Below are 20,589 nucleotides of genomic sequence, written 5' to 3' on the forward strand. Positions count from 1 at the left end.
GTCCAATACTAGCGCCGTCCGCGCTCAGGCGGCTTGCGTGCCGTCACCTTCGAGGAAGCGCACGATGCGGCGCGGCAACCAGGTGTTGGCGCCGGGCGCGGCGCCGGTGGCAAAACCGACATGGCCGCCCTCCGCCGGGTATTCCAGCGTGACGAAGGGCGCGGCCTTCTGCGGCAGGTGGCGCGCCGGCAGGAAGGGATCGTTCTGCGCATTGAGCACCAGCGTCGGCACCGTGATGTCGCCCAGCACATGGCGGGCGCTGGCGCGGTCCCAGTAGTCGTCGGCGTCGCGGTAGCCGTGCAGCGGCGCGGTGACCACGTTGTCGAACTCGTGAAGGTTGCGCGCGGCCAGCATCCGGTCGCGGTCGAACAGGTCGGGGAACTGGTCCAGCTTCAGCAGGCATTTCGGCTTCAGCGTCTTCAGGAAGACGCGGGTGTAGATCATGTTCAGTCCGGACGACAGCGCCGCGCCGCCGCCGGCCAGGTCCAGCGGGGCCGAAACGGCGACGGCCGCATCGATGAAATCCGCCGCATGCTGCGATTCGCCCAGCCAGCGCAGCAGCGCATTGCCGCCCAGCGAAACGCCGACCGCGTGCAGCCTGCCGGCGGCCAGCCGCGCCGGCGATGTCTTCATGCGCTGCATGATCCAGCCCACTTCCTCGGCGTCGCCGGAATGATAGAAGCGCGGTCCGAGGTTGATCTCGCCGGAGCAGCCGCGGAAATGCGGGATCGCGCCGGACCAGCCCAGCGCCTTCGCATGCGCCATCAGCTCGCGCGCATAGTGGCTGTCGGACGAGCCTTCGAGGCCGTGGAACAGCACCACCAGCGGCTTGCCGGGCGCGCCGTCGAGGAAGTCGATGTCGATGAAGTCCCCGTCCGGCGTCGGCCAGCGCTCGCGCCGCATGGCGACGGCGGGCTTGGCGATCATGGTGGCGGGGTAGATGGTTTGCAGGTGGCCGCCGGGCAGCCACCGCGGTGCGCGGTAGTCCATCAGTGCAGCACGGTTCCCGGAGGCTGGTGCGACGGCGCCGGACCGGGCGCGACCGACGCATGGTGGATCACGATGCGCCAGCCCTGCGCGGTCTTGAGGAACACGTTGGTGGCGATGACATGCAGGTCGGGCTGGCGGTTTTCGCCCCGGTGCACTTCCTCGACGATGCTGTGGACCGCGGTCATCATGTTGTGGGTCTCGTGCAGGCGCGACACGCCGATGTGGACGCCGCCGCGCTCGAAGATCTGTTCCCAGGACGCGCGGATCTCGGCATGGCCGGCCAGCCTTCCGCCGCCCGGATGGACGCAGACGATCTCGTCATCCTCCGCCCACAGCGCCATCAATGCATTGATGTCGGCGCGGGCGATGGCGTCGTAGAACGCCGCCTCCGCATCGACCGCGGTGCCCATGCTCTTGCTCGACTTTGCCATGCCTAGTGGCCCGTATGCACCGCGCCGGGTTTCAGGCGATACACCGTGCCGCAGTAAGGGCACTTGCCCTCGCCGTGGTTGCCGAGGTCGATGAAGACCCTGGGATGGGACGACCAGATCGGCATCGTCGGGTTGGGACAGAAAGCAGGCAGGTCCTTGCCGTCCAGCTCCACGTAACTCATTTTCTGATTGTTATCGCTCATTGCTTGCATTCCAACGTTGTTAAACCAGGGTAAGCCACTGCTTGTACTGCGGCGCCTTGCCGGCCACCACGTCGAAGAACAGGGACTGCAGTTTTTCCGTGATCGGGCCGCGGTGGCCGGGGCCGATCTGGCGGTTGTCGAGTTCGCGGATCGGCGTGATTTCCGCCGCGGTGCCGGTGAAGAAGGCTTCGTCGCAGCAGTACACCTCGTCGCGGGTGATGCGCTTTTCGACGACCGGGATGCCCAGGTCGCGCGCCATCGTCAGCACCGCGTCGCGGGTGATGCCGTCCAGGCAGGACGCGAGGTCGGGCGTGTACAGCGTGCCGTTGCGGATCACGAACACGTTCTCGCCCGAGCCTTCGGACACATAGCCGTCGGTGTCGAGCAGCAGCGCCTCGTCATAGCCGTCGGCCAGCGCTTCCTGGTTGGCGAGGATGGAGTTGACGTAGTAGCCGACCGCCTTGGCCCGCACCAGCGACACGTTCACATGGTGCCGCGCGAACGAGGAAGTCTTCACCCGGATGCCCTTGGAAATGCCTTCCTCGCCGAGGTAGGCGCCCCACGGCCAGGCGGCGATGGCGACATGGATGGTGTTGCCGCGGGCCGAAACGCCCATCTTTTCCGAACCGATCCAGACGAGCGGCCGCAGGTAGCACGACTCCAGCTGGTTGGCGCGCACCACGTCCCGCTGCGCCGCCATCAGGGTTTCCATGTCGTAGGGAATGGCCATCTGGAAGATCTTGGCCGAATTGAACAGGCGCTGCGTATGTTCCCTGAGCCGGAAGATCGCCGTGCCTTCCGGGGTCTTGTACGCGCGCACGCCTTCGAATACGCCCATGCCGTAATGCAGGGTATGCGTCAGCACGTGCACGGTGGCGTCGCGCCATTCCACCATTGCGCCGTCCTTCCAGATTTTCCCGTCGCGGTCTGCCATGGACATGTCGTGTTCTCCAGATTGTTAATGAGAGGGGGAAGATTTTAACGGATTCGGCCGGGTTTAACGGCGCGCCGTGCAGGCGACGGCTTTGGCGCTGCGTCGATGTGGTTTTAAAAAGGCCTCTGGACGGCAAAAAGGCCCGCTGGAAGCGGGCCTTGCGCTGCGGCGGACCGCCGTGGCTCGAACGCTTACTTCGCCTGCTTGCGACGGGCAAGGCCGAGGCCGAGCGCGCCGAGGCCGAGCAGGGCCAGCATGCCGGGTTCAGGCACCGCGGCTGCGGCGGTTTCGAAGTTGTAGGTCGTCGCCACGCCGCCGATGCTCAGCGTCACATTGTCCGCGAATGCGCGGTAGCCGGCGCCTGCGCTGGAGCCGACGCCGATGCTGATTGCCGACACGTAGGCGGCGTCAGTGTAATAGCTGCTGGCTGCCCACGACGTGATCGACTGGTTTACCTGGGAGCCGCTGGACAGCGTCACGCCTGAACCGGAGACATTGCGGTAAAACACGTCATCCTGGCCCGATGTGTAGAACGTGCCTTGCTGCGTATGGCCGTAGGTGTTGTTGTACACGCCTTCCCAGATCAGTTCGCTGCGGCTCGTGCCGTCGAAGATATGCAGGCGCAGCGCCGGGGTGTAGTCGGGATTCAGCGTGGCGATGCTGCCATTTGCGATGGCCCAGCTGAAGGTCAGCGAACGGACGGCGTCGAGCAGCCCGATGTTGCTGCTCGGGCTATATGGATTGTTCAGGCCAAACAGGCGTGTGCGGTCTCCAGTCATTTCGACTGAGCCGTTGCCGTTAAAGGGCATCGTGGAAGTGATCTGGCTTGAGCCGCCGCCTTTGTTTTCATCACTCGGAGAAACCCAGCTCGGATCGCCAGGCAACACGATCACTTCCGCGGCCGAAGCCGCGTTCGATGCGAAGCCGAAGGTGGCTGCGAGCACCAATGCTCCCAGGATGGATTTGTTGAACTGCTTGTTCTTGATAGTCATTTGCTTTGGGCCGTGGTTTGTTGAAATCGGTTGCTAAGTTCGTTTATGCACGGCAAGTAATGCACGTTGCGTGCCAGAAAATATTTACTTTCAGAATCATGTATTTAGGAAATTTAGTTTCCATTTCGATCATGGAATGTAAAAATCCCCGACATGAGATGTTGGTTTTCACTAATACCGCTGCCGGCAGGAATTATGCATATCCGCTATCATTCCGGCCTGTCCGCAGTCCACGCCGCTAAATGACTTCCCCGCATCCCGGTCCTTCCCTCGATTCCTCCCGCGATCCGTCCAGTTTTCCGCAGGATCCCGAAAAAGCCGCCTTTCACGAAGCCATGCGCACGAGTGCGCCGGCCATGCCCGGCATCTTTGCCTGGGGCGTGGTCGCCGGCATGGCGATGATGCAGTCCGGCCTCACGCTCTGGCAGGCGCTGGGGATGACGCTGGTGGTGTTCGCCGGCTCGGCGCAGCTGGCCGCGCTGCCGCTGATGGCGGCGAATGCGCCGGCCATGGTGGTGTTCCTGACCGGGCTGGTGGTCAACCTGCGCTTCGTGATCTTCGCCGCCAGCATGGGGCCGCATTTCGCGCACCTGCCCTGGCACCGGCGTCTCTGGTACGGCTACCTGAACAACGACATCATGATGGGCTTCTTCCCGCAGCGTTTTCCCGGCCACACGCTGGGCCATACCAGCGGCAAGGCCGGCTATTTCGCCGGCATCTGCTATATGAACTGGCTGGCCTGGCAGGGCGGCTCGGTGCTCGGCATCCTGGTCGCCAGCCAGGTGCCGGCCGCCTGGGGCGTCGGCTTCGCCGGCACGCTGGCGCTGCTGGCGGTGATGATCCCGCTGGTCGCCAACGCGGCGGCGCTGGTCGCCGTGGCGGTCGCCGGCGCGGTGGCTGTCGCCGCCTACAGCCTGCCGTACAAGCTGGGCCTGCTGCTGGCTCTGCTGGCCGGCATGGCGGCGGCCACGCTGGTCGACCTGTTCAAGGCCAGGACGCGGACGCAGCCCGGCGCCGGGGAGGGCGCATGAGCAGCGCCGACATCTGGCTGACGATTGCGCTGCTGACCTTCGCCACCGTCGTCACCCGCACCTCGTTCTTCCTGCTGGCGTCGGCCCGGCTGCCAGCCCGGGTGCAGCAGGCGCTGCGCTATGCGCCGCCGGCGGCGCTGGCGGCCATCGTCATCCCGGACCTGCTGCTCAACGGCGGCGCGGGCGGCGCGGCAGGCATTACGGGCATCGACTGGACCAACCCGCGCCTGCTGGCCGGCATCGGCGCGACCCTGTTTTTCCTGGCGACCCGGCACCTGCTGGGCACCATCGTCGCCGGCATGGCGCTGTTTTCGGCATTCCGGCTCCTGCTTTAAAAGGTGTTGGCAGAAAAATAAGAAAGAACGCCGCAATGCTTGCCCAAAACGGCGTTTCACCAGTTTGCCGTGGGGTAGAATACGGCTCTTTCCATTTCACCATCCCCGTCTAACATGCAATTCATTCGCTTCGCCGACCTGGCCCAGCAGGGTAAGCTCCAGGGCAAGCGCGTGTTCATACGCGCCGATCTCAATGTGCCGCAGGACGATGCCGGCAATATCACCGAAGACACCCGGATCCGGGCCTCGGTGCCGGCCATCCGCCAGGCGCTCGACGCCGGCGCGGCCGTGATGGTGACTTCCCACCTTGGCCGTCCGACCGAAGGCGCGTTCAAGCCGCAGGACTCGCTGGCGCCGGTCGCGCGCCGCCTGTCCGAGCTGCTGGGCCAGCCGGTGGCGCTGAAGCAGGACTGGGTCGACGGCGTCGACGTGATTCCCGGCCAGGTGGTGCTGCTGGAAAACTGCCGGGTCAACCCGGGCGAGAAAAAGAATAGCGACGCGCTGGCGCAGAAGATGGCAAAGCTGTGCGACGTCTATGTGAATGACGCATTCGGCACCGCCCACCGCGCCGAGGCCACCACCCACGGCATTGCCAAGTTCGCGCCCGTCGCCTGCGCCGGCCCGCTGCTGAGCGCCGAGCTCGACGCGCTGGGCCGTGCGCTGCACCAGCCGGCGCATCCGCTGGTGGCCATCGTCGCCGGCTCGAAAGTGTCGACCAAGCTGACGATACTGAAAACCCTGGCCGACAAGGTCGACAACCTGATCGTCGGCGGCGGCATCGCCAACACCTTCATGCTGGCCGCCGGCCTGAAGATCGGCAAGTCGCTGGCCGAGCCCGACCTGGTCGAGGGCGCAAAGGAAATCATCGCGAAGATGTCCGCGCGCGGCGCTTCGGTGCCCATTCCCGTCGACGTGGTCTGCGCGACCGAGTTCGCGGCGACCGCGAAAGCCACGGTCAAGGACGTGGCCGACGTCACCGACGAGGACATGATCCTCGACATCGGCCCGAAGACCGCCGCGATGCTGGCCCAGCAGATCGCCAGCGCCGGCACCGTGGTCTGGAACGGACCGGTCGGCGTGTTCGAGTTCGACCAGTTCGCCGAAGGCACGAAGACGCTGGCCAAGGCCATCGCCGAATCGAAGGCGTTCTCGATCGCCGGCGGCGGCGACACGCTGGCGGCGATCGCCAAGTACGACATCGCCGACAGGATTGGCTATATTTCAACGGGCGGCGGCGCGTTCCTCGAGTTCCTGGAAGGGAAGACCCTGCCGGCGGTCGAGATCCTGCAGCAGCGCGCGGCAGCTTGAGCACGTCGCCCGCCTATGGCCGGCGGAGCCCGCGTCCGCCGTCGCAAAGTAGAGGGCCAGCGCCCGTCATCCAGGAAGGCAAGATGCAAAGAGCCACCAAGATCGTCGCCACCATCGGCCCCGCTTCCAGCGATGTCGACACCCTGACACGTATGATCCATGCCGGGGTGGACGTGGTGCGGCTGAACTTCTCCCATGGCAAGGCACAGGACCATATCGACCGCGCCGAGCTGGTGCGCAGCATCGCCGCCGACCTTGGTCGCGAGATCGCCATCATGGCGGACCTGCAGGGTCCGAAGATCCGCGTCGGCAAGTTCGAGAACGGCCGCGTGCAGCTGGTGCGCGGCGCGCAGTTCGTGCTGGACGCCGCCTGCGAGCTCGGCAACGAGCAGCAGGTCGGCCTCGACTACAAGGACCTGCCGCGCGATGTGCGCAGCGGCGACATCCTGCTGCTCAACGACGGCCTGATCGTGCTGGTGGTGGACAAGGTCACCGGCACCCAGGTGCATACCACCGTGCGCACCGGCGGCGAGCTGTCGAACAACAAGGGCATCAACCGGATGGGCGGCGGCCTGACCGCGGCCGCGCTGACGTCCAAGGACATGGAGGACATCAAGACCGCGATGCGCTTCCAGGCCGATTACATCGCGGTGTCCTTCCCGAAGAACGCGACCGACATGATGATGGCGCGCCAGCTGGCCAACATCGCCGGCGAGGAGTTCCAGCACAAGCCGCAGATGATCGCCAAGATCGAGCGCGCCGAGGCCATTCCGGCGCTGCAGGAAATCCTCGATGCGTCCGACGGCATCATGGTCGCCCGCGGCGACCTGGCGGTGGAAGTCGGCAATGCCGCAGTCCCGGCGCTGCAGAAGCGCATGATCCGGATGGCGCGCACGTCCAACAAGCTGGCCATCACTGCGACGCAGATGATGGAGTCCATGATCCAGAACCCGGTGCCGACCCGCGCCGAAGTGTCCGACGTCGCCAACGCGGTGCTCGACGGCACCGACGCGGTGATGACCTCGGCCGAGACCGCTTCGGGCCGTTACCCGGTCGAAACCGTCGAGGCGATGGCCGCCATCTGCATCGAGGCCGAGCATTCGGAAGACTTCCGGCTCGACGCCGACTTCCTCAACGTGACCTTCAGCCGCATCGACCAGTCGATCGCCTACGGCGCGCTGTTTACCGCCTACCACCTGCGGGTCAAGGCCATCGTCGCGCTGACCGAGTCCGGTTCGACCGCGCTGTGGATGAGCCGGCACAATATCGACGTGCCGATCTACGCGATGACGCCCAGCCGCGCGACCCAGCGCAAGGCGGTGCTTTACCGCAATGTGACGACCATGGAGCTGCCGCATTCCACCGACCGGGAAGCGGTGCTCAAGATGGCCCAGGACTTGTTGCTGGCCAAGGGCGCGGTGCAGCGCGGTGACATGATCGTCATCACCTGGGGGGAGCCCATGGGGCAGGTCGGCGGCACCAACGCGCTCAATATCATGAAGGTCGGCGAGTACTAATTTTTATACCAGGAGAATCAACATGCCTCTCGTATCCATGCGTCAACTGCTGGACCATGCTGCTGAAAACGGCTACGGTCTGCCCGCATTCAATGTCAACAACCTCGAGCAGGTCAGCGCGATCATGCAGGCTGCCGATGAAACCGGCGCGCCGGTGATCATGCAGGCGTCGGCCGGCGCCCGGAAATATGCCGGCGAAGCCTTCCTGCGTCACCTGATCTCGGCCGCGGTCGAAGCCTATCCGCACATCCCGGTCGTGATGCACCAGGACCACGGCCAGTCGCCGGCGGTCTGCATGTCGGCCATCAAGTCCGGCTTCACCTCGGTGATGATGGACGGCTCGCTCAATGAAGACGGCAAGTCGGTCGCCAGCTACGAGTACAACGTCGAAGTGTCGAAAAAGGTCGTGGAATTCGCGCACTACATCGGCGTGACCGTCGAAGCCGAACTCGGCGTGCTCGGCTCGCTCGAGACCATGATGGGCGACAAGGAAGACGGCCACGGCGCGGACGGCAAGATGACCCGCGAGCAGCTGCTGACCGACGTCGCGCAGGCCGCCGACTTCGTGCGCCAGACCCAGTGCGACGCGCTGGCGATCGCCATCGGCACCTCGCACGGCGCGTACAAGTTCTCGCGCAAGCCGACCGGCGACATCCTCGCCATCGAGCGCATCCGCGAAATCCACACCCGCATCCCGAACACCCACCTGGTGATGCACGGTTCGTCGTCGGTGCCGCAGGAACTGCTGGCCGAGATCCGCGAATTCGGCGGCGACATGAAGGAAACCTACGGCGTGCCGGTCGAGGAAATCCAGGAAGGCATCAAGAACGGCGTCCGCAAGATCAACATCGACACCGACATCCGCCTGGCCATGACCGGCGCGATCCGCCGCTACTTCGCCGAGAACCCGGGCAAGTTCGACCCGCGCGACTACCTGAAGCCTGCCCGCCAGGCCGCGATGGAAGTCTGCAAGGCGCGCTACCTGGCATTCGGCTGCGAAGGCCAGGCCGGCAAGATCAAGCCGATGTCGCTGGAAAAAATGGCCGAGCGCTACAAAAAAGGCGAACTTTCGCAGATCGTGCAGTAAACTCCCTCCCTGCAATACATGTCCGCGCCCATTCCGGGCGCGGGCCTTCCGCAAGCCACAGCGCCGGCAGCCCTGCCGCCGGTGCGCATTCCAGAGATTTCCATGACCACCAGTCTTTACGAAACCAGCATCGCCTCGTTGCCGCTGCTGGGGCGCGGCAAGGTCCGCGACAATTACGCCGTCGGCGATGACAAGATCCTCATCGTCACCAGCGACCGCCTGTCCGCCTTCGACGTGGTGATGCAGGAACCGATACCCGGCAAGGGCAGGGTGCTGAACCAGATGTCCGACTTCTGGTTCGACAAGCTCGCCGGCATCGTGCCCAACCACCTGACCGGCATCGCGCCGGAGTCGGTGGTGGCGGCGGACGAAGTCGAGCAGGTGCGCGGCCGCGCGGTGGTCGCCAAGAAGCTCAGGCCCATCCTGGTCGAAGCGGTGGTGCGCGGCTACCTGATCGGCTCCGGTTGGAAGGATTACCAGGAAACCGGCGCGGTCTGCGGCATCACGCTGCCGGTCGGCCTGCGCCAGGCGGAAAAACTGGCCGAGCCGATCTTCACGCCCGCGGCCAAGGCGGAGCTGGGCCATCACGACGAGAATATCAGCTATGCCGAGATGGAACAGCGCATCGGCGCGGACCTGGCCCGGCAGATGAAGGAGATCAGCATCCGGCTGTACCAGGCGGCGGCCGATTATGCGGCGACCCGCGGCATCATCATCGCCGACACCAAGTTCGAGTTCGGCCTCGACGACAACGGCGTGCTGCACCTGATGGATGAAGTGCTGACCGCCGACTCGTCCCGCTTCTGGCCGGCCGACTCCTACCGGCCCGGCATGTCGCCGCCGTCGTTCGACAAGCAGTTCGTCCGCGATTACCTGGAAACGGTGACCGAATGGAAGAAGGCGCCGCCGGCGCCGCCGCTGCCTGCCGACGTGATCGAAAAGACGGGCGCCAAATACCGCGAGGCGCTGCAGCGCCTGACCGGCGAACAACTCAAGGATTAAGGGAGCCACGCATGAATGCTGACGTTTCAGCCGCAGCCCCGCTGGTCGGCGTGGTCATGGGCTCGTCGTCCGACTGGGAAGTAATGCAGCACGCGGTCGCGATGCTGAAGGAGTTCGGCGTGCCCCACGAGGCCAGCGTGGTGTCCGCGCACCGGATGCCGGACCAGATGTTCGCCTATGCCGAGGCCGCCCGCGGCCGCGGCCTGCGCGCCATCATCGCCGGCGCCGGCGGCGCGGCCCACCTGCCGGGCATGATCGCGGCCAAGACCATCGTGCCGGTGCTGGGCGTGCCGGTGCCGTCGAAATACCTGCGCGGCGAGGACTCGCTGCTGTCCATCGTGCAGATGCCCAAGGGCGTGCCGGTCGCCACCTTCGCCATCGGCGAGGCCGGCGCGGCGAACGCGGCGCTGACCGCCATCGCCATCCTGGCGGCCGGCGACGAGGCGCTGGCCACGAAGCTGCTCGCGTTCCGCGAACGCCAGACCCAGGCGGCGCTGGACATGACGCTGCCGGCATGAGCGCGCCGCATCATCCCGGTCCCGCCATGCCGTCGGCCTCGCCCGCCACCTGGCTGGGCGTGATGGGCGGCGGCCAGCTGGGCCGCATGTTCGCCCACGCGGCGCAGGCGATGGGCTACAAGGTCGCGGTGCTGGAGCCGGCGCCCGACTGCCCGGCCGGCCATGCGGCCGACCACCTGCTGTCGGCCGGCTACGAAGACCCGGCGGCGCTGGCAGAACTGGCCGCGCAGTGCAGCGCGGTCACCACCGAATTCGAGAACGTGCCGGCCAACAGCCTGGCCCGGCTGGCGCAGGACACCTTCGTCGCGCCGTCCGCCGCCTGCGTGTCGGTGGCGCAGGACCGGATGGTCGAGAAGCGTTTCTTCACCGGCTGCGCCGCGCAGTCCGGCGTGCTGCCGGCGCCGCACCAGCTCATCACCGGCGACGCCGACATTGCCGCGCTGCCCGATGCGCTGTTTCCCGGCATCCTGAAAACCGTGCGCATGGGCTACGACGGCAAGGGCCAGGTGCGGGTGAAAAGCCGCGACGACGTGCGCGCCGCCTTCGCCGGCATGGACGGCGTGCCCTGCGTGCTGGAAAAGATGCTGCCGCTGGCCTACGAGATCTCGGTGCTGGCCGCGCGCGGCGCCGACGGCGCGTCGGTGGTCTACCCGATCGCCGAGAACGTGCATCGCGACGGCATCCTGTTCTCGACCACCGTGCCCGGCCCCAACGTATCGGCCGCCTGCGCCGCGCAGGCCCAGGCGGCGGCGCTGGCCATCATCGAGCGGCTCGACTATGTCGGCGTCCTGTGCATCGAGTTCTTCGTGCTCGACGACGGCGCGCTGGTGGTCAATGAAATGGCGCCGCGGCCGCACAACAGCGGCCATTACACGATAGACGCCTGCATCACCAGCCAGTTCGCGCAGCAGGTGAGGGCGATGGCGCGGCTGCCGCTGGGCGACGTGCGGCAGCATTCGCCGGTCGTCATGCTGAACCTGCTGGGCGACCTCTGGTTCGACGGCGACGCGTGCGCCGAGCCGGCCTGGGACCGGGTGCTGGCGCTGCCGGGCGCCAACCTGCACCTGTACGGCAAGGAAGAAGCGCGGCCCGGCCGCAAGATGGGGCACGTGACCTTCGTTGCGCCGACGCTGGAACAGGCGCAGCAGCAGTTCCAGGCGGCCTGCGGGATCCTGCGGATAGACGCATGAGCGCGGCCATGCCGGACCAGGCCGCGATCGACGCGGCCGCGCGAGCGCTGGAGGCGGGCCGGCTGGTCGCCTTCCCGACCGAGACCGTGTACGGCCTGGGCGCGGATGCCGAAAACCCGGCCGCCGTCGCCGCCATCTACGCGGCCAAGGGACGGCCGTCGAACCATCCGGTGATCGTGCATCTCGCGCCCGGCGCCGACATCGGCCGCTGGGCAAGCGACATTCCCGACGCGGCCCACAAGCTGATCGCGGCCTTCTGGCCCGGTCCGCTGACGCTGATCCTGAAGCGCTCGCCGGGCGTGCCGGCAGCGGTCTCGGGCGGCCAGGACAGCATCGGCCTGCGCTGCCCGTCGCACCCGGTCGCGCAGGCATTGCTGCGCGCATTCCGCGGCGGCCAGGGCGGCGTCGCCGCACCATCGGCCAACCGCTTCGGCCATGTCAGCCCGACCACTGCCCGGCACGTGCAGGACGAGTTCGGCAGCGGCCCGGACTCGCCGCTGGCCGCGGTGCTGGATGGCGGCGCGAGCGAGGTCGGCATCGAATCGACCATCGTCGACCTGTCGCGGATGGACAGCAGCGGCCCGGCGCTGCTGCGGCCGGGGCAGATCAGCGCGGCGCAGATCGCCGCGGTGATCGGCGCCTGGCCGGGCGCCGGCGGCACGGATGCGCCGCGGGTGTCCGGCGCGCTGGCGTCGCATTACGCGCCGCGCACGCCTGTAGTGATGCTGGAAGGGGATGCGCTGCCGGCGGCGCTGCGGCAATTGCAGCAAGCGCGGCCCGCACGGCGCGCAGCGCTGATCGTGACCGAGGCGGCGCTGGCGGCGGACCATCCGCACGCGCTGCTGCCGGCGCAGACCGACGGCTATGCGCAGGGACTGTATGCGGCGCTGCGGGAGATGGATGCGGCGCAGGCAGACGTGATCATCGTCCAGCAGCCGCCGCAGGATGCGGCCTGGGCAGGTATCAACGACAGGCTGCGCCGCGCCGCGCACGGGTCGGAGCAGGCGCTGGAGCGCCTGACCGGCGCGATGCCTTAGGGTGTCGCGGCTAGGGCGAATGACGCCATTCGCCGCACGTCAGGGCTGCAACACGCCTGCTACCTGCCGCCGCTCTCCATCAACCTGCCGCCGTGGAAGATCAGCCCCGGCTGCGGGTTGAACGCGCATTGCTCGACCTCGCCGACGAAAATCACGTGGTCGCCCTCGGGGTAGCGGCTGCGGTTATGGCATTCGAACCAGGCGGAGACGCCGTCCAGCACCGGCAGCCCGGTGCGGGAAAGCGTATAGGCCACGCCGTCGAAGCGGTTGGCCCCGCGCCGAGCGAACTGCTCGGCCAGGTGCGCCTGGCGCGCGGACAGCACGTTGATCACGTAGTGGGAATTGTCGGTGAACACCGGCAGCGTGCTGGCCTCGTTCGACAGGCTCCACAGCACCAGCGGCGGCGACAGCGACACCGAATTGAAGGAACTGGCGGTCAGCCCGACGAACGTGCCGTTTTCGAGCCGGGTGGTGATGACGGTGACGCCGGTGGCGAACTGGGCGAGCGCATTGCGGAAGTGGGCGGTATCGAACTCGGGTTCGAGCGCGCCGGATGAAATAGTTTGCATTGCGAGCCTGGAAGCATTGAACAGGAAGGATTATGCCGAAAATCGGCCCGGCATGAGGTTGGCGCGGGTTTTTTACGTAAAATCGGCAGGTTTGATCAATTGCCTGCCGTCCATGATCCCATTGCCGTCATCCCGCCCCATGCCGGAAAGCCTGTTCCAGGCGCTGGCGCGCCACGCCCGCCTGCAGCCCGACGCGATCGCCTGCGCATCGCGCTTCCGGCTCGCCAGCTACCGCAAGCTCTGGTCGCGCGTCGAGCGCGCCACCGCCCGGCTGCAGGGCGAATGGCGTATCCGCCCGGGCGACATCGTCGCCTACCAGGGCCGTGGCCATCCGGATGCGATCGTGCTTTTCGTCGCGCTGGCGCGCTGCGGCGCGGTCCTGCTGCCGCTCGAACATCCGGCAAGCCGCGCGGCATTTGCCGGCCTTGCCGAAAGACCTGGGCTGGCGCTGGCGTTGTTCGACGACGAACTCGACCCTGGCCCCGATGCGTCGCGCATCGCGCCGGCGGCGTTTCCCCTGTCGACGCTGATCGGCCAGCCCTGTCCGTACCGGGCGACGGTGGCGCCGCCGGACACCGCCGCCTGCAGCCTGCTGCGCCTGGCCGGCGACGGCAGCCTGCGCCCGCTGAGCCTGGACCAGCTTGGCGAGGAAACGGCGGGCGAAGGACGCGAGGTGCATGGCGCGCTGTTCGACGCCAATGTCTTCGGCCCCGTGGTGCTGTCCGCGCTGCATGCCGGCGACACGCTGACCTGGCGCTGATTCTTGCGTGATTCCTGCTTGAGTCCGGCCTTCAGCCGCTGACGGCGCTGGCGGCTATATTAATGGATAGGCCCAGTATCGCGGCATTGAAGAAGAAGCTCAGGATGGACTGCGCCAGCACCGCCTTGCGCATCGAGCGCGACAGCACGGTCACATCGGACGTCTGCGCGGCGACCGAGATCGTGAAGGCAAAATAGAGGAAGTCCCAGTAGTCCGGCGCCGCTTCATGGTCCGGGAAACCGAGGGCGCGCGACGCTGGCGGCGACTTGTAGAAGATCACCGCGTAATGGAAGGTGAACAACACCCCGACCAGGCACCACGAGCCGGCAATGGTCGCGCCGGTCAGCAGGTAATGGAAGACGCGCTCGCTGACGGCAAGCGAGCGGGCGCTGCTGAGTTCGAGCACGATGGCGGCGATGCTGGCGACCGCGGCGGTGGACATGATGGCCAGCACGGCCAGCGCGGTCCGGTCTTCCTGCTGGACCATCGTGCGCACCGTCTCGTGATCGACCCGCGACATCAGCCATCCCACGCTGGCGAGGTAACTCCAGATCATCACGTTCCAGCCGATCAGCACGCGCGATACCGGGCCGAGGCTGTCGGGCAGCAGCAGCGCGGTGGCGACCCCGCCCAGCAGCGCGACCACCAGGCGCGGACGTGAGACGATCAGGTGGCGCAGCAGCTGCATGGCCAGGTCTTCGAACGGTGCGGGGAAGGGGAGAGAGTGGTCGGCATGGTGCGGGTGGTGCGGGTGGTGCGGTCCGTCCGTTAATTTTTGATTGTCCAGCGTCAACAGGACGCGATTGTAGTCCGATCAGCGCACGGCCGGATGCAGCGGGCAGGAAAATTTTACGCTAGAGTAGGATGGTTAAATAACAGTTCACCCTGGAGGAAAACAATATGGCGATCGAAACGGCGACGCTGGGCGGCGGATGCTTCTGGTGCCTCGAAGCGGTTTACCAGGAATTGAAGGGCGTGCAGCACGTGGAGTCCGGCTATGCGGGCGGGCAGGTCGTCAACCCGCGCTACGAACAGGTCTGCGAGGGCACTACCGGCCATGCCGAAGTGGTGCAGGTGCAGTTCGACACCAGCGTCGTCAGCTACCGCGAGATCCTGGAAATCTTCTTCACCATCCACGACCCGACCACGTTGAACCGGCAGGGCAACGACATCGGCACGCAGTACCGTTCCGTCATCTATTACCATGACGATGCGCAGCGCGAGACCGCCGCGCATGTGATCGCCGAGATGGCCAACGTGTGGGACGCGCCCATCGTCACCGAGCTCAAGCCGCTGCCCGACTACTACAAGGCCGAGGCCTACCACCAGAACTACTTCCGGCAGAACCCGATGCAGGGCTATTGCGCCTACATCGTCGCGCCCAAGGTCGCGAAATTCCGCAAGACCTACTCGGACCGGCTCAATCACTGACCGATCAATTGAGCGCAGCGGGACGGGCACGCCGTCCCGCCACCGTGCGGCGGGCGCCTAGCGGTACATGTAGCGGCGCGACCAGGGCAGCGCGCCGGCCTCGCGCCCGGCCTTGCCGCAGACGATCTGGTTCAGCGAGATCCAGTCCTTGTTGAACGCATAGGCGCAGCCGGCGAGATAGACGCGCCAGATGCGGAAACGCTTCTCGTCCACGGTCTGCAGGATCTCGTCGGCCCGCGCCTCGAAATTGTCGGCCCAGATGCTGCAGGTCCTGGCGTAATGCCGGCGCAGGTTCTCGACGTCCAGCGGCTCCAGCCCGCCTTCCTGCATCGCCTTCAGCACCAGGCTCACGTGCGGCAGTTCGCCCTGCGGGAACACGTAGGTGTCGATGAACTCGCCGCCGCCGTAGGGCGTTTCCCCGTTGCCGACGTCGGTGGTGGTGATGCCGTGGTTCATCGCCAGCCCGTCCGGCTTCAGCAGCGCATTGATCTTGCCGAAGTACTGCGCCAGGTTGCGGATGCCCACATGCTCGAACATGCCGACGCTGGTGATGCGGTCGAACTCGCCCTCGACATCCCGGTAGTCCTGCAGCCTGATCTCGACCCGCCCGTCCAGCCCGGCCTCCCGCACCCGCTCGGTCGCCAGCGCATGCTGGTTGGCCGACAGCGTGACCCCCGTCACCCGCGCGCTGTATTCCTGCGCGGCCCGGATCGCCAGCGCGCCCCAGCCGCAGCCGATGTCGAGCAGGGTGTCGCCGGGACGCACCTGTATCTTGTTCAGGATGTGGTCGATCTTCGCGACCTGGGCCGTGGCCAGGTCTTCCTCGCCGGTCTCGAAGTACGCACAGGAGTAGACCATGTTGGGGTCCAGCCACAGCTGGTAGAACGCGTTGGACACGTCGTAGTGGTACTGGATCGCATCGGCGTCTCTCCTGCGCGTGTGGCTGAACGGATTGCCGATGAATCCGGGCCGGGTCTCGCGCTTGAGGGTATGGGCCGCCAGCGCATTGGCCACCGCGATCACTTCCTTGGCGCGGCCTTCCACCAGCAGCTTGCCTTCGACATAGGCCCGGCCCAGGTTGGCCAGCGTGGGCTTGAGCAGGAAGGGCAGCGACGACACGTGCGGCACCGTGACCGTGACTTTCGGCGCCTGCTTGCCGAAGTCGAAGCGCTGGCCGTTCCAGAGCTGGAGCCGCAAGGGCAGCGCCGCATTCTCCCTGATATGGTCAACCCAGTTTTCCAGCTTCCTTTCCCAAAACATGAAATCCTCCGTAAGGTGGCGTCACTATCCTGGTCATGCGGCGATGTACCGTGCTGTGCGGCCCTAGGGTTGCAGCCGCTCCCGGCGCCAGGCGCCGTCTTCCTGGCGGGTATAGAGGATGCGGTCGTGCAGCCGCGACGGCCGGCCCTGCCAGAACTCGACCCGGTCCGGCACCAGGCGGTAGCCGCCCCAATGGGATGGCCGCACCGGGTGGTCGCCGTATTCCGCTTCCGTGTCCGCATATTGCCGTTCCAGCGCGTCCCGGCTGGCGATCGGTTCGCTCTGCGCGGAGGCGAGGGCGCCGAGCCGGCTTTTCAGCGGGCGGCTCTGGAAATAGGCGTCGCTTTGCGCATCCGGCAGCTTCTCGACGCGGCCCTCGATGCGCACCTGCCGCTCCAGTTCGACCCAGTGGAACAGCAGCGCCGCATGCGGGTGGATGGCAAGTTCGCGGCCCTTGCGGCTGGCGTAGTTGGTGAACCAGGTGAAACCGTCGGCATCGACATCCTTGATCAGCAGGATGCGCGAGGACGGCCGGTTGTCCGCGCCCACGGTGGCCACGCTCATCGCATTGGCTTCCGGGATGCCGGCGTCCAGCGCCTGCCGGAACCAGACGGAAAACTGGCGGACCGGGTCCGGGTCGACGTCAGCCTCGGTCAGGCTGGCGCGGCTGTAGTCCTTGCGCAGATCGGCGATCGACATCGTTCAGCTTTCTTCGGGGAGGGCAATGCCGCGCCGGCTGCGCATCGCATTGCCGAGGCGCTGCATCTGCGAGGGGGAAAACAGGCGCTTCGCCATCGGAGCGATATGGCTTTCTTCCTTGTCCATGTGGCGCAGGTAGAGTTCGCCGAACGCGGCGGCGTCGGTGCCGTCGAGCGTCGACGACTGGCCGGCCGCAATCGCCGCCAGCTGCGGCTGCAGCCGTTGCCACAGCTGCTCCATCTGGTGATGCTCGTCCAGCACTTCGGGCGTGAGCCGGGCCAGCAGCGCGGCATCCTCGCCGCGGGCGGTGTCGGCAAGCATCGGCAGCAGGTCGTGTTCCTCGTCCTCGTGATGCTGCGGCGCGGCCTTCTCGAAATAACGCAGCACCGCGGCGGCGGCCTGGCGCACTTCGTCGGGCGTGGCCGCCAGCACGGCCGGGCTGGCAAGCATGTCCATGGTTTTCAGTTGCTTGCGGATGCGGTCGTGGCAGTGCTTGAGCACGGCCACCGGCTGGTCGAAATCGGGCGCGGTGTCAAACAGCGTAGTTGTCATTGCATGCCTGTTGAAGCGGTGGGCCTTCCGGCATTCGCCGGATTGTGTCCGGGAAACGAAACTAGAGACGAAACGGCGTGATGGTCAGGCCATAAAATGTTAGCGTTTTGTTATTGTAGACGTAAATTCATCGCAGGTGGGGCGGGCTGTCTCGCGCAGGCCACGCCATTGCCGCGATAGCTGTCCGGTAAAATACCGACATGAAACAACTTGATGCAATCGCCGATATTTCCACGGCGCCGCTGTCCGTGCCGTCCGAGGTCGCCGATATCGATTTCGAACGCCGCTTCGGCGGCATCGCCCGGCTCTACGGCGCGCCGGCGCTGGCCCGCTTCCGCGCCGCCCATGTCTGCGTGATCGGGGTCGGCGGCGTCGGTTCCTGGGTGGCCGAAGCGCTTGCGCGCAGCGCCATCGGGCAGATCACGATGATCGACCTCGACAACGTGGCCGAGTCCAACGTCAACCGCCAGATCCATGCGCTGACCGACACCATAGGCCAGGCCAAGGTGACGGCGCTGGCCGAGCGCATCGCCCAGATCAACCCGTTCTGCCGGGTTACGCAGATCGAGGATTTCATCACGCCCGACAATCTCGACGAGATGGTCGGACTGCGCGGCTACGACTACGTGATCGACGCGATCGACGATGTGCGCGCCAAGACTGCGCTGGTCGCCTACTGCCGGGCGAATGCAATCCCGCTGATCACGATAGGCGGCGCCGGTGGCCAGGTCGACCCGACGAAGATCGAGGTGCGCGACCTGTGCCGCACCGAGCAGGAGCCGCTGCTGGCCAAGGTGCGCAAGCGCCTGCGCGCCGAACACGGTTTCCCGCGCGGCACCAAGAACAAGTTCGGCGTCGACGCGGTGTTTTCCACCGAGCCGCTGCGGCAGCCCGATACCGGCGAGGGCGGCGACGCCTGCGAGGTCGATCCCCAGGGCGTCACCGGCCTCAATTGCGCCGGCTTCGGTTCGGCGATGGTGGTGACGGCCAGTTTCGGGCTGGTGGCGGCGGCGCAGGTGCTGCGCCGCCTTGCCGAGAAGGGAAGCGGGCGGAAGCCGCAGCCCGGCAGCGAACCGGAATGAACGCAGCGCCTTAATTTGCGGAGTCGGTGCCCGCCTGCGGCGCACGCTCCGCCAGCACCCGGTAGACCGGCCCGGCCGGCATCGTGGTCGACTGCACCAGCGCCAGGCGCGGCCCATGCCAGCAAAACGGCTCGGCCGCCGGGCCGTTGTCGCAGACCGCGTTGCGCAGCAGCGTCACATGCGGCCGGAACGCCGACGCCTTGTCATGGCCTATGCCGCATTGCCTCAACGCCTCCATCAGCGCCTCGTGCAGCGCGGCGAGCGCCGGCGGCGGCTGGCGCATCCCGGCCCAGGCAATCCGGGCGCGCGGGAAACAACCATAGCAATCGAGGTCCAGCCGCAGTTCCGGCACAGCCACCCGGTCCAGGATGGCCTCGATCTCCGGCAGCAGCGCCGCCTGCTGCATGCCGAGGAAAGCCATGGTCAGGTGCAGGTTTTCCGGCGCCACCGGCCGGGCGCCGGCCGGGATGCCGAGGCCGCGCTGCAGCCGGTGCAGCGCCGCGCGGGCCGCATCATCCGGCCACAGCGCGAAGAACAGCCTCAGCGCGGGCGCGGCGTCCGCCATCGCCGGCTCAGGACTTGCCGAAAACTTCGTTCAGCTGCTGCGTCACGCGGATGAAGGTGGTGCGCTTGGTCAGTTCCTTCAGCTTGTGCGCGCCGACATAGGTGCAGGCCGAACGCACGCCGCCGAGGACGTCCTGCAGCGTGTCCGCCACCGGCCCACGCGACGGCACCAGCACTTCCTTGCCCTCGCTGGCGCGGTAGCGCGCGACGCCGCCGGCGTATTTTTCCATCGCCACGCGGCTGCTCATGCCATAGAACTGCTTGAACTTCTTGCCGTCGCGCTCGACCAGGTCGCCCGCGCATTCGTCATGGCCGGCCAGCATGCCGCCCAGCATGATGAAGTCGGCGCCCGCGCCGAAGGCCTTGGCCAGGTCGCCCGGCACCACGCAGCCGCCGTCCGCGCAGATCTGGCCGCCGAGGCCGTGCGCCGCGTCCGCGCATTCGATCACGGCCGACAGCTGCGGATAGCCGACGCCGGTCATCTTGCGCGTGGTGCAGACCGAGCCGGGGCCGATGCCGACCTTGACGATGTCGGCGCCCGCCAGGATCAGCTCCTCGGTCATGTCGCCGGTGACGACATTGCCGGCCATGATGGTCAGGTGCGGGTAGTTGCCGCGCACGCGCTTGACGAAGTTGATGAAATGCTCGGTGTAGCCGTTGGCGACGTCGATGCAGACATAGGCGATCGCCGAGCCGCTCTGCGCCATCACCGCCTCGAATTTTTCATAGTCGGACTTGCCGATGCCCATCGAGTAGAACGCGGTCGACTCGGCGCGGCCCTCGTCCTGCAGTCCCTTGAAGAACCGCACCAGCTCGTCTTCCGGATAATGCTTGTGCAAGGCCGCCGACAGGTCATGGTCACCCAGCGCGCGGGCCATTTCCATGGTGCCGGTGCTGTCCATGTTGGCGGCGATGATGGGAATGCCGCGGTAGGTGCGGCGCGAGTGGTGGAAGGTGAACTCGCGGTGGATGTCGACGTCCGAGCGCGACGTGAGGGTCGAGCGCTTCGGGCGTATCAGTACATCCTTGAAATCGAGCTTGACTGATTCTTCGATATGCATGCTGGTAGTCCTGGTAGTGTCGTAAGGTTATGCGTC

At 66.6% G+C, this 20,589-nt stretch carries 24 protein-coding genes; 12 read left to right on the forward strand and 12 right to left on the reverse strand.

Annotation, left to right across the window (positions count from 1 at the left end):
- Positions 1 to 24 precede the first annotated feature (24 nt).
- The 5 genes from QOL82_RS02065 to QOL82_RS02085 all read right to left on the reverse strand — a co-directional run bounded on the left by QOL82_RS02065 (position 25) and on the right by QOL82_RS02085 (position 3,550).
- Positions 25 to 990 carry a YheT family hydrolase gene (locus tag QOL82_RS02065; RefSeq protein WP_283440553.1) on the reverse strand — a complete coding sequence of 322 codons (966 nt, stop codon included), beginning with the start codon at positions 988 to 990 and terminating at the stop codon, positions 25 to 27.
- Positions 990 to 1,421 (reverse strand): YybH family protein, encoded by a 432-nt coding sequence (locus tag QOL82_RS02070; protein ID WP_283440554.1) that lies wholly within the window; start codon positions 1,419 to 1,421, stop codon positions 990 to 992. Before QOL82_RS02070 ends, QOL82_RS02065 begins: the two co-directional genes overlap by 1 nt.
- Before the next feature lie 2 nt (positions 1,422 to 1,423).
- Entirely contained in the window at positions 1,424 to 1,624 is a 201-nt protein-coding gene (locus QOL82_RS02075; RefSeq protein ID WP_283440555.1) for a zinc-finger domain-containing protein, read from the reverse strand.
- A gap of 19 nt (positions 1,625 to 1,643) precedes the next feature.
- A complete protein-coding gene (locus tag QOL82_RS02080) occupies positions 1,644 to 2,564 on the reverse strand; it encodes a branched-chain amino acid transaminase (protein WP_283440556.1) in 921 nt (306 codons plus the stop codon).
- Between the two features lie 185 nt (positions 2,565 to 2,749).
- Positions 2,750 to 3,550 carry a PEP-CTERM sorting domain-containing protein gene (locus tag QOL82_RS02085; protein WP_283440557.1) on the reverse strand — a complete coding sequence of 267 codons (801 nt, stop codon included), beginning with the start codon at positions 3,548 to 3,550 and terminating at the stop codon, positions 2,750 to 2,752.
- A 242-nt stretch (positions 3,551 to 3,792) separates the two neighbouring features.
- On the opposite strand from QOL82_RS02085, the gene QOL82_RS02090 reads away from it, so the two are divergent.
- The 9 genes from QOL82_RS02090 (at position 3,793) to QOL82_RS02130 (ending at position 12,575) form a co-directional block, all read left to right on the forward strand.
- Positions 3,793 to 4,581, forward strand: a complete 789-nt coding sequence (locus tag QOL82_RS02090; RefSeq protein ID WP_283440558.1) for an AzlC family ABC transporter permease — start codon at positions 3,793 to 3,795, stop codon at positions 4,579 to 4,581.
- Positions 4,578 to 4,916: an AzlD domain-containing protein gene (locus QOL82_RS02095; protein WP_283440559.1), complete on the forward strand. Its 339-nt coding sequence runs from the start codon at positions 4,578 to 4,580 to the stop codon at positions 4,914 to 4,916. The genes QOL82_RS02090 and QOL82_RS02095 overlap by 4 nt, the downstream gene beginning before the upstream one ends.
- A gap of 114 nt (positions 4,917 to 5,030) precedes the next feature.
- Entirely contained in the window at positions 5,031 to 6,224 is a 1,194-nt protein-coding gene (locus QOL82_RS02100) for a phosphoglycerate kinase (RefSeq protein WP_283440560.1), read from the forward strand.
- A gap of 83 nt (positions 6,225 to 6,307) precedes the next feature.
- Positions 6,308 to 7,741 (forward strand): pyruvate kinase, encoded by a 1,434-nt coding sequence (gene pyk, locus QOL82_RS02105; protein ID WP_283440561.1) that lies wholly within the window; start codon positions 6,308 to 6,310, stop codon positions 7,739 to 7,741.
- A 22-nt stretch (positions 7,742 to 7,763) separates the two neighbouring features.
- On the forward strand, positions 7,764 to 8,828 hold the full coding sequence (gene fba / locus QOL82_RS02110) for a class II fructose-bisphosphate aldolase (RefSeq protein WP_283440562.1): 1,065 nt from the start codon (positions 7,764 to 7,766) through the stop codon (positions 8,826 to 8,828).
- 102 nt (positions 8,829 to 8,930) lie between these two features.
- A complete protein-coding gene (locus QOL82_RS02115) occupies positions 8,931 to 9,830 on the forward strand; it encodes a phosphoribosylaminoimidazolesuccinocarboxamide synthase (protein WP_283440563.1) in 900 nt (299 codons plus the stop codon).
- 11 nt (positions 9,831 to 9,841) lie between these two features.
- Complete coding sequence (purE, locus tag QOL82_RS02120) at positions 9,842 to 10,348, forward strand: 5-(carboxyamino)imidazole ribonucleotide mutase (protein ID WP_283440564.1); 507 nt, start codon at positions 9,842 to 9,844, stop codon at positions 10,346 to 10,348.
- Positions 10,345 to 11,538: a 5-(carboxyamino)imidazole ribonucleotide synthase gene (locus QOL82_RS02125; protein WP_283440565.1), complete on the forward strand. Its 1,194-nt coding sequence runs from the start codon at positions 10,345 to 10,347 to the stop codon at positions 11,536 to 11,538. Before purE ends, QOL82_RS02125 begins: the two co-directional genes overlap by 4 nt.
- Positions 11,535 to 12,575 carry an L-threonylcarbamoyladenylate synthase gene (locus QOL82_RS02130; protein ID WP_283440566.1) on the forward strand — a complete coding sequence of 347 codons (1,041 nt, stop codon included), beginning with the start codon at positions 11,535 to 11,537 and terminating at the stop codon, positions 12,573 to 12,575. Before QOL82_RS02125 ends, QOL82_RS02130 begins: the two co-directional genes overlap by 4 nt.
- A 59-nt stretch (positions 12,576 to 12,634) precedes the next feature.
- On the opposite strand, the gene QOL82_RS02135 is transcribed toward QOL82_RS02130, so the two are convergent.
- Positions 12,635 to 13,144: a flavin reductase family protein gene (locus tag QOL82_RS02135; RefSeq protein ID WP_283440567.1), complete on the reverse strand. Its 510-nt coding sequence runs from the start codon at positions 13,142 to 13,144 to the stop codon at positions 12,635 to 12,637.
- Positions 13,145 to 13,265: 121 nt separating this feature from the next.
- On the opposite strand from QOL82_RS02135, the gene QOL82_RS02140 reads away from it, so the two are divergent.
- The gene (locus tag QOL82_RS02140; RefSeq protein ID WP_283440568.1) at positions 13,266 to 13,904 is read left to right on the forward strand and encodes an AMP-binding protein; all 639 of its coding nucleotides are present in this window, start codon (positions 13,266 to 13,268) and stop codon (positions 13,902 to 13,904) included.
- A gap of 31 nt (positions 13,905 to 13,935) precedes the next feature.
- On the opposite strand, the gene QOL82_RS02145 is transcribed toward QOL82_RS02140, so the two are convergent.
- Positions 13,936 to 14,592 (reverse strand): DUF1345 domain-containing protein, encoded by a 657-nt coding sequence (locus QOL82_RS02145; RefSeq protein ID WP_283440569.1) that lies wholly within the window; start codon positions 14,590 to 14,592, stop codon positions 13,936 to 13,938.
- Between the two features lie 212 nt (positions 14,593 to 14,804).
- Between QOL82_RS02145 and msrA the strand changes: the two genes are divergently transcribed.
- Complete coding sequence (msrA, locus tag QOL82_RS02150) at positions 14,805 to 15,335, forward strand: peptide-methionine (S)-S-oxide reductase MsrA (RefSeq protein ID WP_283440570.1); 531 nt, start codon at positions 14,805 to 14,807, stop codon at positions 15,333 to 15,335.
- Between the two features lie 57 nt (positions 15,336 to 15,392).
- Here the strand turns inward: msrA and QOL82_RS02155 are convergent, their stop codons facing one another.
- The 3 genes from QOL82_RS02155 to QOL82_RS02165 all read right to left on the reverse strand — a co-directional run bounded on the left by QOL82_RS02155 (position 15,393) and on the right by QOL82_RS02165 (position 17,846).
- Positions 15,393 to 16,595 (reverse strand): SAM-dependent methyltransferase, encoded by a 1,203-nt coding sequence (locus QOL82_RS02155; protein ID WP_283440571.1) that lies wholly within the window; start codon positions 16,593 to 16,595, stop codon positions 15,393 to 15,395.
- A 63-nt stretch (positions 16,596 to 16,658) separates the two neighbouring features.
- On the reverse strand, positions 16,659 to 17,294 hold the full coding sequence (gene pdxH / locus QOL82_RS02160; RefSeq protein WP_283440572.1) for a pyridoxamine 5'-phosphate oxidase: 636 nt from the start codon (positions 17,292 to 17,294) through the stop codon (positions 16,659 to 16,661).
- A gap of 3 nt (positions 17,295 to 17,297) precedes the next feature.
- The gene (locus QOL82_RS02165) at positions 17,298 to 17,846 is read right to left on the reverse strand and encodes a hemerythrin domain-containing protein (RefSeq protein ID WP_283440573.1); all 549 of its coding nucleotides are present in this window, start codon (positions 17,844 to 17,846) and stop codon (positions 17,298 to 17,300) included.
- 200 nt (positions 17,847 to 18,046) lie between these two features.
- Between QOL82_RS02165 and tcdA the strand changes: the two genes are divergently transcribed.
- On the forward strand, positions 18,047 to 18,928 hold the full coding sequence (gene tcdA, locus QOL82_RS02170) for a tRNA cyclic N6-threonylcarbamoyladenosine(37) synthase TcdA (protein WP_283440574.1): 882 nt from the start codon (positions 18,047 to 18,049) through the stop codon (positions 18,926 to 18,928).
- A 10-nt stretch (positions 18,929 to 18,938) separates the two neighbouring features.
- Here tcdA and thpR read toward each other — a convergent pair whose 3' ends face one another.
- Together thpR and QOL82_RS02180 are read right to left on the reverse strand one after the other, a co-directional pair.
- Positions 18,939 to 19,493: an RNA 2',3'-cyclic phosphodiesterase gene (gene thpR, locus QOL82_RS02175; RefSeq protein WP_283440575.1), complete on the reverse strand. Its 555-nt coding sequence runs from the start codon at positions 19,491 to 19,493 to the stop codon at positions 18,939 to 18,941.
- Between the two features lie 7 nt (positions 19,494 to 19,500).
- Positions 19,501 to 20,553 carry a GMP reductase gene (locus tag QOL82_RS02180; RefSeq protein ID WP_283440576.1) on the reverse strand — a complete coding sequence of 351 codons (1,053 nt, stop codon included), beginning with the start codon at positions 20,551 to 20,553 and terminating at the stop codon, positions 19,501 to 19,503.
- Positions 20,554 to 20,589: the final 36 nt, after the last annotated feature.

Origin of the sequence: Noviherbaspirillum suwonense (assembly GCF_900182955.1) — a bacterium.
In the GTDB taxonomy this organism is placed as follows: domain Bacteria; phylum Pseudomonadota; class Gammaproteobacteria; order Burkholderiales; family Burkholderiaceae_D; genus Noviherbaspirillum_A; species Noviherbaspirillum_A suwonense.

Coding starts and splice junctions, on each gene's coding strand:
- QOL82_RS02165 (WP_283440573.1), bottom strand. CDS start 17,846: ATGACAACTACGCTGTTTGACACCGCGCCCGATTTCGACCAGCCGGTG.
- QOL82_RS02180 (WP_283440576.1), bottom strand. CDS start 20,553: ATGCATATCGAAGAATCAGTCAAGCTCGATTTCAAGGATGTACTGATA.
- QOL82_RS02075 (WP_283440555.1), bottom strand. CDS start 1,624: ATGAGCGATAACAATCAGAAAATGAGTTACGTGGAGCTGGACGGCAAG.
- QOL82_RS02090 (WP_283440558.1), top strand. CDS start 3,793: ATGACTTCCCCGCATCCCGGTCCTTCCCTCGATTCCTCCCGCGATCCG.
- QOL82_RS02155 (WP_283440571.1), bottom strand. CDS start 16,595: ATGTTTTGGGAAAGGAAGCTGGAAAACTGGGTTGACCATATCAGGGAG.
- purE (WP_283440564.1), top strand. CDS start 9,842: ATGAATGCTGACGTTTCAGCCGCAGCCCCGCTGGTCGGCGTGGTCATG.
- tcdA (WP_283440574.1), top strand. CDS start 18,047: ATGAAACAACTTGATGCAATCGCCGATATTTCCACGGCGCCGCTGTCC.
- pyk (WP_283440561.1), top strand. CDS start 6,308: ATGCAAAGAGCCACCAAGATCGTCGCCACCATCGGCCCCGCTTCCAGC.
- QOL82_RS02115 (WP_283440563.1), top strand. CDS start 8,931: ATGACCACCAGTCTTTACGAAACCAGCATCGCCTCGTTGCCGCTGCTG.
- QOL82_RS02130 (WP_283440566.1), top strand. CDS start 11,535: ATGAGCGCGGCCATGCCGGACCAGGCCGCGATCGACGCGGCCGCGCGA.
- pdxH (WP_283440572.1), bottom strand. CDS start 17,294: ATGTCGATCGCCGATCTGCGCAAGGACTACAGCCGCGCCAGCCTGACC.
- QOL82_RS02135 (WP_283440567.1), bottom strand. CDS start 13,144: ATGCAAACTATTTCATCCGGCGCGCTCGAACCCGAGTTCGATACCGCC.
- QOL82_RS02065 (WP_283440553.1), bottom strand. CDS start 990: ATGGACTACCGCGCACCGCGGTGGCTGCCCGGCGGCCACCTGCAAACC.
- QOL82_RS02080 (WP_283440556.1), bottom strand. CDS start 2,564: ATGTCCATGGCAGACCGCGACGGGAAAATCTGGAAGGACGGCGCAATG.
- QOL82_RS02145 (WP_283440569.1), bottom strand. CDS start 14,592: ATGCAGCTGCTGCGCCACCTGATCGTCTCACGTCCGCGCCTGGTGGTC.
- QOL82_RS02085 (WP_283440557.1), bottom strand. CDS start 3,550: ATGACTATCAAGAACAAGCAGTTCAACAAATCCATCCTGGGAGCATTG.
- msrA (WP_283440570.1), top strand. CDS start 14,805: ATGGCGATCGAAACGGCGACGCTGGGCGGCGGATGCTTCTGGTGCCTC.
- QOL82_RS02095 (WP_283440559.1), top strand. CDS start 4,578: ATGAGCAGCGCCGACATCTGGCTGACGATTGCGCTGCTGACCTTCGCC.
- thpR (WP_283440575.1), bottom strand. CDS start 19,493: ATGGCGGACGCCGCGCCCGCGCTGAGGCTGTTCTTCGCGCTGTGGCCG.
- fba (WP_283440562.1), top strand. CDS start 7,764: ATGCCTCTCGTATCCATGCGTCAACTGCTGGACCATGCTGCTGAAAAC.
- QOL82_RS02125 (WP_283440565.1), top strand. CDS start 10,345: ATGAGCGCGCCGCATCATCCCGGTCCCGCCATGCCGTCGGCCTCGCCC.
- QOL82_RS02100 (WP_283440560.1), top strand. CDS start 5,031: ATGCAATTCATTCGCTTCGCCGACCTGGCCCAGCAGGGTAAGCTCCAG.
- QOL82_RS02070 (WP_283440554.1), bottom strand. CDS start 1,421: ATGGCAAAGTCGAGCAAGAGCATGGGCACCGCGGTCGATGCGGAGGCG.